The 13,037-nt window shown below is 60.3% G+C and carries 14 protein-coding genes and 9 tRNA genes; 12 read left to right on the forward strand and 11 right to left on the reverse strand.

Translation table 11 applies throughout. The annotated features are described in order from the left end of the window. The first annotated feature begins 117 nt into the window (after positions 1-117). The 4 genes from AACH39_RS01670 (at position 118) to AACH39_RS01685 (ending at position 2,519) form a co-directional block, all read left to right on the forward strand. Positions 118-1,275, forward strand: a complete 1,158-nt coding sequence (locus AACH39_RS01670) for an iron-containing alcohol dehydrogenase (RefSeq protein ID WP_338620760.1) — start codon at positions 118-120, stop codon at positions 1,273-1,275. Positions 1,276-1,308: 33 nt separating this feature from the next. Next, entirely contained in the window at positions 1,309-1,605 is a 297-nt protein-coding gene (locus AACH39_RS01675) for a DUF1330 domain-containing protein (protein WP_215776390.1), read from the forward strand. Between the two features lie 51 nt (positions 1,606-1,656). Further along, entirely contained in the window at positions 1,657-2,187 is a 531-nt protein-coding gene (locus AACH39_RS01680) for an NAD(P)H-dependent oxidoreductase (RefSeq protein WP_338620761.1), read from the forward strand. Between the two features lie 98 nt (positions 2,188-2,285). After that, positions 2,286-2,519, forward strand: coding sequence for a hypothetical protein (locus tag AACH39_RS01685; RefSeq protein WP_338620762.1), 234 nt, complete (start codon positions 2,286-2,288; stop codon positions 2,517-2,519). A 79-nt stretch (positions 2,520-2,598) separates the two neighbouring features. Here the strand turns inward: AACH39_RS01685 and AACH39_RS01690 are convergent. The 8 genes from AACH39_RS01690 to AACH39_RS01725 all read right to left on the reverse strand — a co-directional run bounded on the left by AACH39_RS01690 (position 2,599) and on the right by AACH39_RS01725 (position 3,342). Next, positions 2,599-2,675: transfer RNA gene (locus tag AACH39_RS01690), tRNA-Asp, on the reverse strand. A gap of 6 nt (positions 2,676-2,681) precedes the next feature. Then, positions 2,682-2,757: transfer RNA gene (locus AACH39_RS01695), tRNA-Val, on the reverse strand. 30 nt (positions 2,758-2,787) lie between these two features. Beyond that, positions 2,788-2,864: transfer RNA gene (locus AACH39_RS01700), tRNA-Asp, on the reverse strand. 6 nt (positions 2,865-2,870) lie between these two features. Then, positions 2,871-2,946, reverse strand: a tRNA-Val gene (locus AACH39_RS01705). A gap of 59 nt (positions 2,947-3,005) precedes the next feature. Beyond that, a tRNA-Asp gene (locus AACH39_RS01710) sits at positions 3,006-3,082 on the reverse strand. A 4-nt stretch (positions 3,083-3,086) separates the two neighbouring features. Next, positions 3,087-3,162, reverse strand: a tRNA-Val gene (locus AACH39_RS01715). 22 nt (positions 3,163-3,184) lie between these two features. Then, positions 3,185-3,261 (reverse strand) — tRNA-Asp (locus AACH39_RS01720). A gap of 5 nt (positions 3,262-3,266) precedes the next feature. After that, positions 3,267-3,342 (reverse strand) — tRNA-Val (locus tag AACH39_RS01725). Between the two features lie 205 nt (positions 3,343-3,547). On the opposite strand from AACH39_RS01725, the gene AACH39_RS01730 reads away from it, so the two are divergent. Next, the gene (locus tag AACH39_RS01730; RefSeq protein ID WP_215776381.1) at positions 3,548-4,513 is read left to right on the forward strand and encodes an acetyl-CoA carboxylase carboxyltransferase subunit alpha; all 966 of its coding nucleotides are present in this window, start codon (positions 3,548-3,550) and stop codon (positions 4,511-4,513) included. Continuing rightward, positions 4,485-5,807, forward strand: coding sequence for a tRNA lysidine(34) synthetase TilS (gene tilS / locus AACH39_RS01735; protein WP_215776379.1), 1,323 nt, complete (start codon positions 4,485-4,487; stop codon positions 5,805-5,807). Before AACH39_RS01730 ends, tilS begins: the two co-directional genes overlap by 29 nt. A 61-nt stretch (positions 5,808-5,868) precedes the next feature. On the opposite strand, the gene AACH39_RS01740 is transcribed toward tilS, so the two are convergent. Continuing rightward, a complete protein-coding gene (locus AACH39_RS01740; protein ID WP_215776376.1) occupies positions 5,869-6,558 on the reverse strand; it encodes a Bax inhibitor-1 family protein in 690 nt (229 codons plus the stop codon). A 173-nt stretch (positions 6,559-6,731) separates the two neighbouring features. Between AACH39_RS01740 and AACH39_RS01745 the strand changes: the two genes are divergently transcribed. The 3 genes from AACH39_RS01745 (at position 6,732) to AACH39_RS01755 (ending at position 8,188) form a co-directional block, all read left to right on the forward strand. Next, a tRNA-Leu gene (locus AACH39_RS01745) sits at positions 6,732-6,816 on the forward strand. A gap of 218 nt (positions 6,817-7,034) precedes the next feature. Further along, positions 7,035-7,904, forward strand: a complete 870-nt coding sequence (locus AACH39_RS01750) for a radical SAM protein (protein ID WP_338620763.1) — start codon at positions 7,035-7,037, stop codon at positions 7,902-7,904. Between the two features lie 11 nt (positions 7,905-7,915). After that, a complete protein-coding gene (locus AACH39_RS01755; protein WP_215776373.1) occupies positions 7,916-8,188 on the forward strand; it encodes a hypothetical protein in 273 nt (90 codons plus the stop codon). 46 nt (positions 8,189-8,234) lie between these two features. On the opposite strand, the gene AACH39_RS01760 is transcribed toward AACH39_RS01755, so the two are convergent. Then, positions 8,235-9,461, reverse strand: coding sequence for a Bcr/CflA family efflux MFS transporter (locus tag AACH39_RS01760; protein WP_338620764.1), 1,227 nt, complete (start codon positions 9,459-9,461; stop codon positions 8,235-8,237). Then, positions 9,451-9,894 carry a MarR family transcriptional regulator gene (locus AACH39_RS01765; RefSeq protein ID WP_215776369.1) on the reverse strand — a complete coding sequence of 148 codons (444 nt, stop codon included), beginning with the start codon at positions 9,892-9,894 and terminating at the stop codon, positions 9,451-9,453. The genes AACH39_RS01760 and AACH39_RS01765 overlap by 11 nt, the downstream gene beginning before the upstream one ends. Before the next feature lie 236 nt (positions 9,895-10,130). On the opposite strand from AACH39_RS01765, the gene AACH39_RS01770 reads away from it, so the two are divergent. The 3 genes from AACH39_RS01770 to AACH39_RS01780 all read left to right on the forward strand — a co-directional run bounded on the left by AACH39_RS01770 (position 10,131) and on the right by AACH39_RS01780 (position 13,028). Further along, positions 10,131-11,225, forward strand: a complete 1,095-nt coding sequence (locus AACH39_RS01770; RefSeq protein ID WP_338620765.1) for an ABC transporter substrate-binding protein — start codon at positions 10,131-10,133, stop codon at positions 11,223-11,225. A gap of 100 nt (positions 11,226-11,325) precedes the next feature. Then, positions 11,326-12,237 (forward strand): ABC transporter permease subunit, encoded by a 912-nt coding sequence (locus tag AACH39_RS01775; protein WP_215776365.1) that lies wholly within the window; start codon positions 11,326-11,328, stop codon positions 12,235-12,237. After that, positions 12,234-13,028 carry an ABC transporter permease subunit gene (locus AACH39_RS01780; RefSeq protein WP_215776363.1) on the forward strand — a complete coding sequence of 265 codons (795 nt, stop codon included), beginning with the start codon at positions 12,234-12,236 and terminating at the stop codon, positions 13,026-13,028. The genes AACH39_RS01775 and AACH39_RS01780 overlap by 4 nt, the downstream gene beginning before the upstream one ends. Positions 13,029-13,037 lie beyond the last annotated feature (9 nt).

Raw genomic sequence — 13,037 nt, forward strand, 5'->3', positions numbered from 1 at the left:
ACCTTGAGTTATTGAATCGTCAACCATCTGACGCATTATCTTCATGAATGCCGACGCCTAGAATAGCGTCATCGAAATGGCATCGACCTCCTGTGTGAGGTCCAGAGGAGAAGCGTCATGTTGAATTTTACTTTTCATAATCCCACTCGCATCGTGTTTGGCCAGGGCACGATGGCGGCGCTTGACCAGCATGTGCCGCTGGATGCCCGTGTGCTGGTGTTGTATGGCGGGCAGAGTGCCGAGCGCAACGGGACGCTGGGCGAGGTGCGCACTGCGCTGGGTCAGCGGACCTGCTTTGAATTTGGCGGTATTGAGCCGAATCCGACCTTCGAAACCCTGATGGAGGCGGTGATGCTGGTGCGTGCCGAGCGCATCGATTTTCTGCTGGCGGTGGGAGGTGGCTCGGTGATCGACGGTAGCAAGTTTGTCGCTGCCGCGGCCCAGTTTGAGGGCGACCCGTGGCAAATCCTGTCGAGCGTGGGCTCGGCGGTGCAGCGCGCTTTGCCGCTGGGTGTGGTGCTGACGCTGTCGGCGACCGGTTCGGAGATGAATGCCGCTGCGGTGGTGACTCGCCGCGCCACGCAGACCAAGGCCTTCTTTCATTCGCCCTGGGTGTTTCCGCAGTTCTCGATTCTGGATCCGACCAAGACGTATACCCTGCCGGCCCGTCAACTGGCCAACGGGGTGGTGGATGCCTTTACCCATGTGATGGAGCAGTACCTGACCTATCCGGTGGATGCCCGGGTGCAGGACCGTTTTGCCGAGGGACTGTTGCAGACCTTGATCGAGATCGGGCCCAAAGTGGTGCATGAGCCCGCCGATTACGACAGTCGGGCCAATCTGATGTGGGCGGCCGCGATGGCACTCAATGGCTTGATCGCCAGTGGTGTGCCGCAGGACTGGGCGACGCATCTGGTTGGTCATGAGCTGACCGCCCTGCATGGTCTGGACCATGCCCAGACGCTGGCGGTCCTGCTGCCTTCGATGCTCGATCTGCGGCGTGAGGCCAAGCGCGGCAAGCTTTTGCAGTACGCCGAGCGTGTCTGGCACCTGACCGATGGCAGTGAGGAGGCTCGCATCGAACAGGCCATCCTCAAGACCCGTGCTTTCTTTGAGCGTCTCGGTATCGGCACGCGTCTTTCCGACTATGGCATCGGCGAGCAGGACATCGATGCCTTGGTCGCAGCCCTGCAGGCGCACGGCATGGTTGGCCTGGGCGAGCAGGGGGATGTCACGCTGGCGCTGAGCCGTCAGGTGTATCTGGCCAGTCTGTGAAACGCATTCATCCCGTCAACAAGGAATCTGCTCATGTCTCAAGCTGCGTATTTTGTCATTGATGTAAAAGTCACCGATCCGGAGGGTATGAAGCCCTATCAGGCGCGTGTTGCCGAAACGATCAAGCCCTTTGGGGGCGAGCGTCTGGTGTATGGCGGGGCGCTCGATGTGCTGGAAGGTCAGGGGCCAAACGGGCTGGTGGTGATCGTGCGTTTCCCCAGTATGGCGCAGGCGCATGCCTGGCACGACTCGCCGGCCTACCAGGCCATCATCGGTCATCGTCTGGCTTCGTCCGAGAGTCATGCCTATCTGGTGCAGGGCGAGGCCTGAACCCGGCAGGTGACCATCTTTTACTTACCTATTTTTTGAAAGCTGACTGAAATGAAAACTCTGGTCATTGTGTCTCACCCCTATCCCGAGCAATCCAGCGTCATCAAGACCTTGCAGCAAGTCGCTGCCAGTATGCCGGGGGTGACGGTGCGCAATCTGGAATCGCTGTATGGTCATGATACCGAGGCGTTTGATCTGGCTGCCGAACAGAAGGCGCATGAAGGGGTGGATCGTGTGGTGTATCTGTTCCCGATCCACTGGTTCAATCTCACGCCGATGCTCAAGGCTTATCTGAACAAGGTGTGGTCCTATGGCTGGGCCTTCGGCCCCGGCGGTGATGCGCTGCGTCACAAGGAAATGCTGGTGGTGGTCTCGGCGGGGGCCAGCGAATATACCTATTCGTCCCAGGGGCTGGTGCAGAGCACGATGGACGAGGTGCTGACGCCGATGAAGGCCAGTGCCTTGTATGTCGGCATGCGATATCTGCAACCGCTGGCCTTCCATGAGGCCATGGGGGCCAGTCTGGAGACGCTGCAGGGGTTTGGCGAGGCGTTTGCCGCTCGTCTGGCCGGTTCGCAGTGATCTGATGCCTGGACGGGTCAGTCAAATGAGCGGCAGGTTCGGGGATACGCCGGGTCTGCCGCTTTGTTTTTGTATTCACCACCCGCAGGGAGCGACAGATGATTGATGATCCCATTGGTCCGGTTCAGCCCGTGCAGGGGGTGCGCGCACTCACCCCGGTGTCGGTGCCGTGCCATCCTGGATATGGTGCCTTGCGCACATGGTTGGCGTTTTCCAGGCGGCTGAGTGCCAGAAAAGCCCGGCAGCGGTCCGGTACCAGTGCGCCGGCAGGCAGTGCAGTGGATGCGACGTCTTGTGCGGCGGATCAGGGGCATCTCGACGATTACGCCTGATCCGGCAGGGGGGGGGGCTGAATGGCAAAAAGGCTTGTAAACTCGTCTGCGACGATTTTACAAGCCTTTTGCTTGATGCTGGCGGAGCGGACGGGACTCGAACCCGCGACCCCCGGCGTGACAGGCCGGTATTCTAACCAACTGAACTACCGCTCCGAACTCTGGTGGGCGTTGACGGAGTCGAACCGCCGACATTCTGCTTGTAAGGCAGACGCTCTACCAACTGAGCTAAACGCCCGAATTTCTGAATTCGGCTGAATGATCGGGTTGGCGGAGCGGACGGGACTCGAACCCGCGACCCCCGGCGTGACAGGCCGGTATTCTAACCAACTGAACTACCGCTCCAAACCCTGGTGGGCGTTGACGGAGTCGAACCGCCGACATTCTGCTTGTAAGGCAGACGCTCTACCAACTGAGCTAAACGCCCGGAAACTTCCGGTTGCTGATGGTGCCATCAGCCAACGATCTATTCTGTATGGTGCAGGTTGGCGGAGCGGACGGGACTCGAACCCGCGACCCCCGGCGTGACAGGCCGGTATTCTAACCAACTGAACTACCGCTCCAACCTGGTGGGCGTTGACGGAGTCGAACCGCCGACATTCTGCTTGTAAGGCAGACGCTCTACCAACTGAGCTAAACGCCCGAAACTTTATGCTTTGCAACGTTGGCGGAGCGGACGGGACTCGAACCCGCGACCCCCGGCGTGACAGGCCGGTATTCTAACCAACTGAACTACCGCTCCGGACTTGGTGGGCGTTGACGGAGTCGAACCGCCGACATTCTGCTTGTAAGGCAGACGCTCTACCAACTGAGCTAAACGCCCTTCTAATGCCCGTCGTTGCTTGGCAGGAGGCGAATTAAAACATACGGGAAATATTTGCGCAAGAGGATAATCCAAAAAACTTTATGCTTTTGGCCGATTCCTTTAAACATACTGGCGGGGTGAATTTTGTCGGACAGAAAAGATGACGAGGCCAATCTCCCCATGTATCATTTGCCGATTCCCCATAATGCGGACGATGTAACGAATGAAACCGACCTTTCTCGATTTTGAGCAACCGATCGCCGAGCTCGAGAACAAGATTGAAGAATTGCGTTTTGTCCAGGACGATTCGGTGCTGGACATCTCCGAAGAAATCTCGCGCCTGCAAAAGAAAAGCCAGGAACTGACCAAGACGCTCTACAGCAAACTGACGCCCTGGCAGATCTCGCAGGTGGCACGTCACCCGCAGCGTCCTTACACGCTCGACTATATCGGTGCCCTGTTTACCGATTTCAGCGAGCTGCATGGCGACCGCTCCTTTGCCGATGATCCCGCCATTGTCGGCGGCATGGCCCGTTTCAATGGCCAGTCGGTGATGGTGATCGGCCAGCAGAAGGGGCGCGATACCAAGGAAAAGCTGTATCGCAATTTCGGCATGCCGCGTCCCGAAGGCTATCGCAAGGCATTGCGCCTGATGAAGCTGGCGGAGAAGTTCGGCCTGCCGGTGATTACCTTCGTCGATACGCCGGGTGCCTATCCGGGGATTGACGCGGAAGAGCGCGGTCAGAGTGAGGCGATCGGTCGCAATTTGTACGAAATGTCCAAGCTGCGTGTGCCGATCATCTCGACCGTGATTGGCGAGGGTGGCTCCGGCGGGGCGCTGGCGATTGCCGTGAGTGATTACCTGAACATGCTGCAATATTCGACCTATTCGGTGATTTCGCCGGAGGGTTGTGCGTCGATTCTGTGGAAGACCGCCGAGCGTGCATCGGACGCGGCAGAGGCGCTGGGCATTACCGCCCACCGTCTCAAGACGCTCGGTCTGGTGGATCGCGTCATCAATGAGCCGCTGGGCGGCGCCCATCGTGACCATGCCCAGACCATGAGCAGCATGAAGCGCGCGCTGGTCGAACAGCTGAAGGATCTGAATGGCCGTACGCTCGACGATCTGCTCAAGACCCGTTTCGATCGCCTGATGAGCTATGGACGATTCAAGGAAGAAGCAGCCTGATCTGCTGATGCCCCTGTTGGCGGCCTGGCCGGCCGAGCTGGCTGGCCAGTCGGTCGAGGCGGGGCTGTCGGGCGGCCTGGATTCGATGGTGCTGCTCGATGTGTTGTGGCGCTGCCGTGAGCAGCGCCATTTTCATTTGTCCGCCGTGCATGTACACCACGGGCTGAGCCCCCATGCGGATGCCTGGGCGCAGCACTGTGCCGGATGGTGTGCCGCACGCCAGATTCCCCTGCGCATCGAGCGTGTCTCGGTGCGGCCGGAAGGCGGGGAAAGTCTGGAGGCCGTCGCACGGCGTGAGCGTTACCGGGTCTATGCCCGCACGTCGGCAGGCGTGGTGGCGCTGGCGCATCATCTGGATGATCAGTCGGAGACGGTCTTGCTGCAACTGCTGCGTGGCGGTGGCCCCCATGCGCTGGCAGCCATGCCGGTCTGGCGCGCACTGGATGAGCGGGTGCATCTCTGGCGGCCCTTGCTGGGCTGGACGCGCGGCGAGCTGGAACAGTATGCCGCCGCGCGTGCGCTCTCCTGGGTGACCGACGAGAGCAATGCCGATACCCGCTGGCGGCGTAATCTGCTGCGCCATGACATCTTGCCGCTGATTGCCGCGGCACAACCGGATTACCGCCAGCACCTGCAGCGTACGGTGCAGTTGATGGCGCAGGCAGCAGAGATTCTGGATGAGGTGGCGACGCAGGATCTGGCCGCCTGCCTGCAGCAGGGGCGCCTGCTGTTGCCGCGCTTTGCCGCCCTGAGTGCGGCGCGTCAGCGGCAGTTGCTGGTGCGCTGGATGGCTCAGCTGCAGGCCGGCGACGCGTCCCCCGATGGGGTGGAGAGTTTTCGCCAGCAGTTGCTGCAGGCCGGTGAGGATCGCCACCCGGCCTTGCGGCTGTCGGGCAAAACCTTGTTCCGCTATCGGGATCAGGTCTGGGCGGTCGCGTCGACTGCCATGGCGCTGCCAGACGAGCAGCGGGCACGCTATCTGCCTGCTGTCGGGCCGGAAGCCTTTGTGGGGGGGCGGTTGCAGCTGATCGATCATGAGCAGGGGGTGGCGCACCAGCTGTTGCTGGGTGGGTTTTCCTTGCGGCCGCGTCGCGGCGGGGAGCGTTTACCGCAGGCCGTCGGCAACAAGCCGGTCAAGACGCTGCTGCAGGAAGCGGGTATTCCGCCCCTGCTGCGCGAGCGCTGGCCCTTGCTGTATCTGGCCGATGGTCGTCTGGCGGCGATTCCGTCAGTGGCGGTAGCCACTGATTGTCGCGGCGAAGCGGGGCAGTGGCCGGTCTGGCTGCCAGAGTGATCGTTCCAGCCATGAAAAAACGCCCCGCATGCGGGGCGTTTTCCATGGTGGCGGCGGCCGCTTAATTTCGGTTGTTGCCGCTCAGGGCGATCAGGATCTGCAGCAGGCTGGTAAACAGGTTGTAGATCATGACGAAGATGGTCAGCGCAGCCGAGATGTAGCTGGTTTCACCACCATCCACTACCTGCTTGACCTGGAACATGATCATCAGCGAGCTGAACAGCGCGAAGCCACCGGCAATGACCAGGCTGAATACCGGCAGTTGCAGGAAGATATTGGCAATCATGCAGATCATCAGCACGATGGCACCTGCGGTCAGGAAGCTGCCCAGGCCGGACAGATCACGCTTGGTGGTGGCGCCGATGCTGGCCATCACCAGGAAAATCAGCGACGTGGCACCGCCGGCGATCATCACCAGGCTGCCGCCGTTCTTGAGGTGCAGGGCGACCTGCAGCAACGGTCCGAGCAGCAAACCCATCATGAAGGTGAAGGCGAACATCAGATAGGCGCCCACCGGGGAGTAGCGGTTCTTCTCGATGGCGAACATCAGGCCGTAAATGGCGACCAGCATCAGGATCATGCCCATGATCGGGCTGGTACGCAGGAACATGAAGCTCATATTGGTGCCGATCAGTGCGCCGATCACGCAAGGAATCATCGACAGGCCAAGCAGGGCATAGGTATTGCGCAGAACCTTTTGGCGCGAGTCGGCCAAGGTCGAGCTGTATGCCGTTTGAAGGTTCGGGTGCATAGCGGATTTCTCCCAAGAGTTATAAATATTGCTTGCAGCATGTACATAGACATATTGCATCGAATTTGGTTTCTTTCAAGAGCACATTTTCCCGTCTTGCCGCAGGGCGGGGCTTCGGGTACTATTGCGCTCCTTCCCGAAGCGATGGATCTTAGTCGCTTTGCTTGGGTTTGGCGAGCGTGGCGGAATTGGTAGACGCACTGGATTTAGGTTCCAGCGCCGCAAGGCGTGAGAGTTCGAGTCTCTCCGCTCGCACCACATGATTTATCCGGTAACAACCCGCGTCCCCGCGGGCCATCAGACGTGTCCTCCCGTTTTTCTCCCCGCTGACAATAATCCGGCTCCACTTGCGCCATATCAGTTGATGCTGATTCGGGATTGGTCGCGCGAGCGGAAAGGTTTTAACATCGTTTCTGCGGGTGAGTGACCCGTGATCTTCTGTTTTTGTAGCGATTCATGATCCGATCCGCCCCTTTATGAGTGCTCGACAAACGCCGGTGATGGCACCGGGCAAATTACTCTCCCCGACGGACCATAATCAGGTCCTGAGCGGCTTTCAATATGTCTATCCGGTGGTTTCCCGTCGTGCCGGCGGGGTGTCGGTCGGCGTCAATCTCAATCTGAACAATGCCTGTAACTGGCGGTGCCGATACTGTCAGGTAGCTGGTCTGCAGCGCGGCGCACCGGAAGCGACCGATGTGGTTCAGCTGGAGCGCGAGCTGGCCGCCTTGCTTGCCGAGATTCTGCACGGCAACTTCATGCAGCAGCATGTGCCGGCCGCGATGCGCCAGTTGCGGGATATCGCCCTGGCAGGCAATGGTGAGCCGACCCTGAGCAAGCAGTTTCCTCAGGTGATCCAGGCGGTGTTGCGTCAGGTCGAGGCGTTTGGTCTGGCGGGCAAAATCCGGCTGGTGGTGATCACCAATGGCAGCATGCTGCACCGCCCCGCGGTGCAGGCGGCCCTGCGTGAGCTGGGGGCGGCCGGCGGCGAGGCCTGGGTCAAGATTGACCGCGGCAGCGAGGCCGGGGTGCGGGAGGTTAATCAGGTACGCCAGACGCCCGAACAAATGCGCAGCAAGATCGAGCGTGCGGCGGCCTGCTGCAGTGTCTGGGTGCAGACCTGCATGTGTTGTCTGGACGGAGCGCCGCCCGATGAGCCGGCTGTGACGGATTATCTGAACCTGCTGGCCTCGCTGAAAGGCATTCGCGGGGTTCTGCTGTATGGCCTGGCGCGCCCGCCGATGCTGGAGGAGGGACGTACGGTCTCGGCGGTGACGCCGGCCTGGATGCAGCAGCTGGCGGCTCGTATTCAGGCACAGGGTATTCGGGTGGAACGCTACGATTGATGGGGAATAAATTGAACAAGCAGCGCACCCCGCAGGGGGATTTGAGCGACAAATATGTGATTGGCTTTCGCACCCCGGTGAAAGTTGTCGGCCGGTCACTGGCGCTGGACAAGGCCGTCGGCCCAAAGGGCGTATTCGCCACCTTTGAAGAGGCGCGCTACTTTGTCGAAACGCATATGGCGCAGGCGCGCAAGGCGGGTGCCTGTCGTGCCGTGGTGACGCGCGGGGCAGAGGAATTTGCCGAGTATTTCGACTCGATGTGGTTTGTCTACGGCGATCGCTGAAGTGCGGACCGGGCAGCGGCGATTGACTGTCGCTGCCCGTGCCTTGTCACGCGATGCTGTCCGCGGCGCGGGGTGGTTGTGCCGGCTGAATCAGCCAGCGGTTGGCCGTGAAACAGATCAGCGCCAGGATCAGATAAACCGCCAGTAGCGACGGCGCGTCATGAACGGCCAGCAGACTCAGCACAAACGAAGTCAGGCTGGTCATCAGGATATTAATCAGGAACATCAGGGCGGTGGCGGTGCCGGCAATGTGCCGGAACAGTGCCAGTCCGCGTCCCATCGACATCGGGAACAGCATGCCCTGGCTGAAAAACATCAGGGCGCTGATGCCGCACAGCAGGGTCAGGCTGTCTGGCCAGCACTGACCGAGGATCAGTCCGGTGGCGGTGACGGCCAGCAGCAGCCGGGTCATACCCTGCTGGACGCGGGCGACCGGATACCGCGCCACCAGCCAGCGGCACAGGAAGGTAGCCAGCAGGAATACGCAGCCCAGGCCGAAGGCGATGTGCCCGAACACGATCGGTGAGTAGTGCCAGCGGCTCTGGATGATGAAGGGGCCGACGGTATTGAAGGCAATGCTCATCGAGTAGATCGCCCCCATCAGAATGACCATGCCCATGAACTGACGGTGTTGCAGCACCTCGCGCAAATTCTGGCGGATCGTCGGCAGATTCAGTGCATGGCGCCGGAAATGGGTTTCCGGTACATGCCAGGCCACCAGCAGGGCCATCACGGCCATCGAGGCGGCAAAGAACACGAAGCAGGCCTGCCAGCCGGCATAGACTTGCAGATAGCCGCCGAGCACCGGACCAATGATGGGCCCCAGACCGAACATGCTGCCGGTAATCACCCCCATGCGCACCAGTTCCTGTGGCGCCAGGACATCCGGAAAGACCGAGCGGGCAACGACCGAGATGGTGCCGACCATCAGGCCCTGTATCAAACGGGTGGCCAGCAGTGCGGGCAGGGTGGGCAGCCAGATCGGCAGCAGGCTGATCAGCACGAAGCCCAGCAGGCCACCCAGCAGCAGCTTGCGCCGTCCCCAGGCATCGGTCAGGAAGCCGGAAAAGAAGTTGCCCAGCGCATAGCCGAGCAGGTAGAGGCTGATCAGGTTCTTGATGGCACTGTCCGGCTCGCCCAGTTCAGTGGCCATGGCCGGCAGGGAGGGGGAGATCAGATCCACCGCCATGCCGAACAAGGGCATCAGCAGCAGCAAAACCAGCAACAGGCGTTTGAGTCTGGCCTCTGGCAGAACGTGGGGATCAAAGTCCATCGACGTCTCCTGCCTGATGCTGCAGATTGTGCTGCATCCGGCTCAGCATGTCCTGCAGGAGGGCTTGCTCCTCTTCACTGAATCCGGCAAACAGCAGGCCATCCACGCGATCGATGGCTGCCAGCAGGGTCGGCATCAGGGTTTCTCGACACTTTGCGGTCATCTCCACAAACAGGCAGCGACGATTGGCCTGCCACGGGCGACGCGTGATATGCCCCTCTTTTTCCAGTCCTTCCAGCGTGCGCGCCAGCTGACCCGGATCCATGTCCAGTTGACCGAGCAGGTGCTTTTGCGTGCAGTCGCCGGCCTGATTCAACATCAGCAGGATCTGCCGTTGCGAGCGGGTGATGCCGGTGGTCTGCAATTGCTGATCCAGCAGACGACGCTTGAGGTTGACGATGTGGGCCAGATGATGGCCGAGGCGATTGAGCATGAGGGCCCCTGAATTGACTAGTTCAATTATTGTATATATCAACAGTTGACTATGTCAATTCAATGTCGGGTGCGACGCATCGGCTCCCGAACCGACGTCATGGCTTGCATTTGTCGGGCGCGTCTTCTATGTCTACTACTGCAACACATTTGTCATAAAAGTGGCATCGGTCTGTCATTTTGCCTGTTTATCCTCGCGCTTGTTTGTCGTGGACTATTCCAGAGGGTGAGAAACGCATGAAACGTAATCTGCTTGCTTGTGCAGTACTGGGTGCTCTGAGTGTTGCTACTTCCGTTCAGGCTGCAAATCTGGACGCCCTGATCAAGGCCGCCAAGAAGGAAGGCCAACTGACCACCATCGGCCTGCCGCATGACTGGTGCGGTTATGGCGCCATGCTGGCCGACTTCAGCGCCAAATACGGCATCAAGATCAACGAACTGAACCCGGATGCCGGCTCGGGCGACGAAATCGAAGCCATCAAAGCCAACAAGGGCAATATGGGTCCGCAGGCACCGGACGTCATTGACGTCGGCCTGTCCTTTGGACCGCAAGCCAAAGAAGCTGGTCTAATCCAGCCCTACAAGGTCTCGACCTGGAACACCATTCCGAACGAAGCCAAGGACGCCGAAGGCTACTGGTATGGCGACTACTACGGTGTGCTGGCTTTCGAGGTCAACACTGATCTGATCAAGCAAGTACCGACTGACTGGAAGGATCTGCAGAAGCCGGCATACAGCAATGCCGTGGCGCTGGCCGGTGATCCGCGCGTGGCCAATCAGGCGATTTCCGGCGTGTATGCCGCTGGTCTGGCTTCTGGCGCCAAGGATCCGGCCAAGGCTGCCGAAGCCGGTCTGAAGTTCTTTGCCCAACTGAACAAGAGCGGCAATTTCGTTCCGGTGATTGGCAAGGCCGCTTCGCTGGCACAAGGCACCACCCCGATCATCATTCGCTGGGACTACAACGCCCTGGCCGATCGCGACACTCTGAAGGGCAACCCGAACGTTCAAGTTGTGGTGCCGAAGAGTGGCGTGCTGGCCGGTGTGTATGTTCAGGCCATCAGCAAGTATGCCCCGCACCCGAACGCCGCCAAGCTGTGGATGGAGTACCTGTACTCTGATGCCGGCCAGATCGGCTGGCTGAAGGGCTATTGCCACCCGATCCGCTTCAATGATCTGGCTGCCAAGAAGAAGGTGCCGGCTGATCTGCTGGCCAAGCTGCCGAACCCGGGGCTGTACAAGAAGGCTGTGTTCCCGAGCCTGAAGGATCAGGAAACCTACAAGGCCACCATCACCAAGCAGTGGGATGGCGTGGTCGGCAGTAACGTCAAGTAATCGCTGTTCAGCCGCAAGCCGCCATGGTTCGCCATGGCGGCCAGGCTGTGCCACCCGGCACGGCATGCAGACCTAGCAAGACACCATGCAAAGAAAACCGATGGCTATTACGGAAACTGTCAAAGAGCCCGCCGTGCTGCACGCCGGCCCGGCTCCGCGGCGTCACGCCGGTCAGGCCCTGACCTGGCTCGGTGTCGCGCCCTTCCTGATTTTTGCCCTGCTGTTCCTGATCCTGCCGACCATGCAGCTGATGATCGGCGCGTTTCAGGATGCCCAGGGACACTTCACCCTGAATAATATTGCCCGGCTGTTTACCGACGACATCCTGGGGGCCTACTGGGTCAGCTTCAAGGTCAGCTTCGTATCCGCCTTCGGCGGGGCGCTGATTGGTTTGTTGCTGGCACTGGCGGCCATCCAGGGCGGGTTGCCGGCCTGGGTACGTCCGACCCTGATGACCTTTTCCGGGGTGGCCTCCAATTTTGCCGGGGTGCCGCTGGCCTTTGCCTTTCTGGCGACGCTGGGGCGAATCGGCCTGCTGACGGCCCTGCTGCGCAGCTACCTCGGCTTTGACCTGTATGGCACCGGCTTCAGCATTCTGAGCTTTACCGGTCTGACGCTGACTTATCTCTACTTCCAGATCCCGCTGATGGTGCTGATCATTGCGCCGGCCATCGACGGCATGAAGGCCGAATGGCGCGAGGCCTGCGAGAGTCTGGGCGGCAGCAGCTGGTATTTCTGGTGGCATGTCGCGCTGCCCATCCTGTTTCCGAGCATTATGGGCTCGGCGCTGCTGTTGTTTGCCAATGCGTTCGGCGCCGTGGCGACGGCCTATGCGCTGACCGGCAGTTCGCTCAACATCGTGCCGATCCTGCTGTTCGCCCAGATTCGCGGCGATGTGCTGCATGACCAGAACCTGGGCTATGCCCTGGCGCTGGGCATGATCGTGGTGACCGGGCTGTCCAATGCGGGCTATATCTGGCTGCGCAGCCGCGCGGAAAGGGGGCAGGCATGAGTCGCCATTCTTCCCGTCTTGGCGCCTGGGTGGCCATGATCATCGGCAGTGCCTATTTCTTGCTGCCGCTGCTGGCAACCTTCCTGTTCAGTCTGAAGATGCGTCGCGATGCCCTGAGTTTCGATGCCTACAAGGTGGTGCTGACCGATCCGCAGTTCCAGGCGACCTTCAGCTACTCCACCATGATGGCGCTGCTGACCATCGTGACCGGCATCGTGCTGGTGGTGCCGACGGCTTACTGGATTCAGCTCAAGCTGCCGAAGCTGCGTGGCTTGATTGAATTCATCACCCTGTTGCCGCTGGTGATTCCCGCCATCGTCATCGTGTTCGGCTATCTCAAGATGTACAACAGCAGTTCCTGGCTGCCGCTGACCGCTCATGAGCGCAGCACGGATTTTCTGCTGATGGCCAGCTACGTCACGTTGTCCTTGCCCTATCTGTACCGATCCATCGATACCGGTCTGCGCGCGGTGGATGTGCGTGGCCTGACCGAAGCGGCGCAGAGTCTGGGTGCCAGCTGGGGCGAAATCCTGCTGCAAGTGATCTTTCCCAACGTCAAGTCGGCCATCCTCTCCGGTGCCTTCCTGACTTTTGCGGTGGTGATTGGTGAGTTCACCATGGCCAGCCTGCTCAACCGGCCGGCTTTTGGTCCTTATCTGCAGTTGATCGGCGCCAATCGGGCCTATGAGCCGTCGGCGCTGGCGATCATCGCCTTTCTGGTGACCTGGGCCTCGATGGGGCTGATCCAGGTTTTTGCCCGCAATGGCCGTGCCAGACGCAAAGCGGTCTGAGTGACTGAA

The organism is Paludibacterium flexuosum, assembly GCF_037076605.1.
In the GTDB taxonomy this organism is placed as follows: domain Bacteria; phylum Pseudomonadota; class Gammaproteobacteria; order Burkholderiales; family Chromobacteriaceae; genus Paludibacterium.

Bases quoted from the DNA above. Each gene is read 5' to 3' on its own strand.
- AACH39_RS01670 (WP_338620760.1), top strand. From the start codon at position 118: ATGTTGAATTTTACTTTTCATAATCCCACTCGCATCGTGTTTGGCCAG.
- AACH39_RS01675 (WP_215776390.1), top strand. From the start codon at position 1,309: ATGTCTCAAGCTGCGTATTTTGTCATTGATGTAAAAGTCACCGATCCG.
- AACH39_RS01680 (WP_338620761.1), top strand. From the start codon at position 1,657: ATGAAAACTCTGGTCATTGTGTCTCACCCCTATCCCGAGCAATCCAGC.
- AACH39_RS01685 (WP_338620762.1), top strand. From the start codon at position 2,286: ATGATTGATGATCCCATTGGTCCGGTTCAGCCCGTGCAGGGGGTGCGC.
- AACH39_RS01730 (WP_215776381.1), top strand. From the start codon at position 3,548: ATGAAACCGACCTTTCTCGATTTTGAGCAACCGATCGCCGAGCTCGAG.
- tilS (WP_215776379.1), top strand. From the start codon at position 4,485: ATGGACGATTCAAGGAAGAAGCAGCCTGATCTGCTGATGCCCCTGTTG.
- AACH39_RS01740 (WP_215776376.1), bottom strand. From the start codon at position 6,558: ATGCACCCGAACCTTCAAACGGCATACAGCTCGACCTTGGCCGACTCG.
- AACH39_RS01750 (WP_338620763.1), top strand. From the start codon at position 7,035: ATGAGTGCTCGACAAACGCCGGTGATGGCACCGGGCAAATTACTCTCC.
- AACH39_RS01760 (WP_338620764.1), bottom strand. From the start codon at position 9,461: ATGGACTTTGATCCCCACGTTCTGCCAGAGGCCAGACTCAAACGCCTG.
- AACH39_RS01765 (WP_215776369.1), bottom strand. From the start codon at position 9,894: ATGCTCAATCGCCTCGGCCATCATCTGGCCCACATCGTCAACCTCAAG.
- AACH39_RS01770 (WP_338620765.1), top strand. From the start codon at position 10,131: ATGAAACGTAATCTGCTTGCTTGTGCAGTACTGGGTGCTCTGAGTGTT.
- AACH39_RS01775 (WP_215776365.1), top strand. From the start codon at position 11,326: ATGGCTATTACGGAAACTGTCAAAGAGCCCGCCGTGCTGCACGCCGGC.
- AACH39_RS01780 (WP_215776363.1), top strand. From the start codon at position 12,234: ATGAGTCGCCATTCTTCCCGTCTTGGCGCCTGGGTGGCCATGATCATC.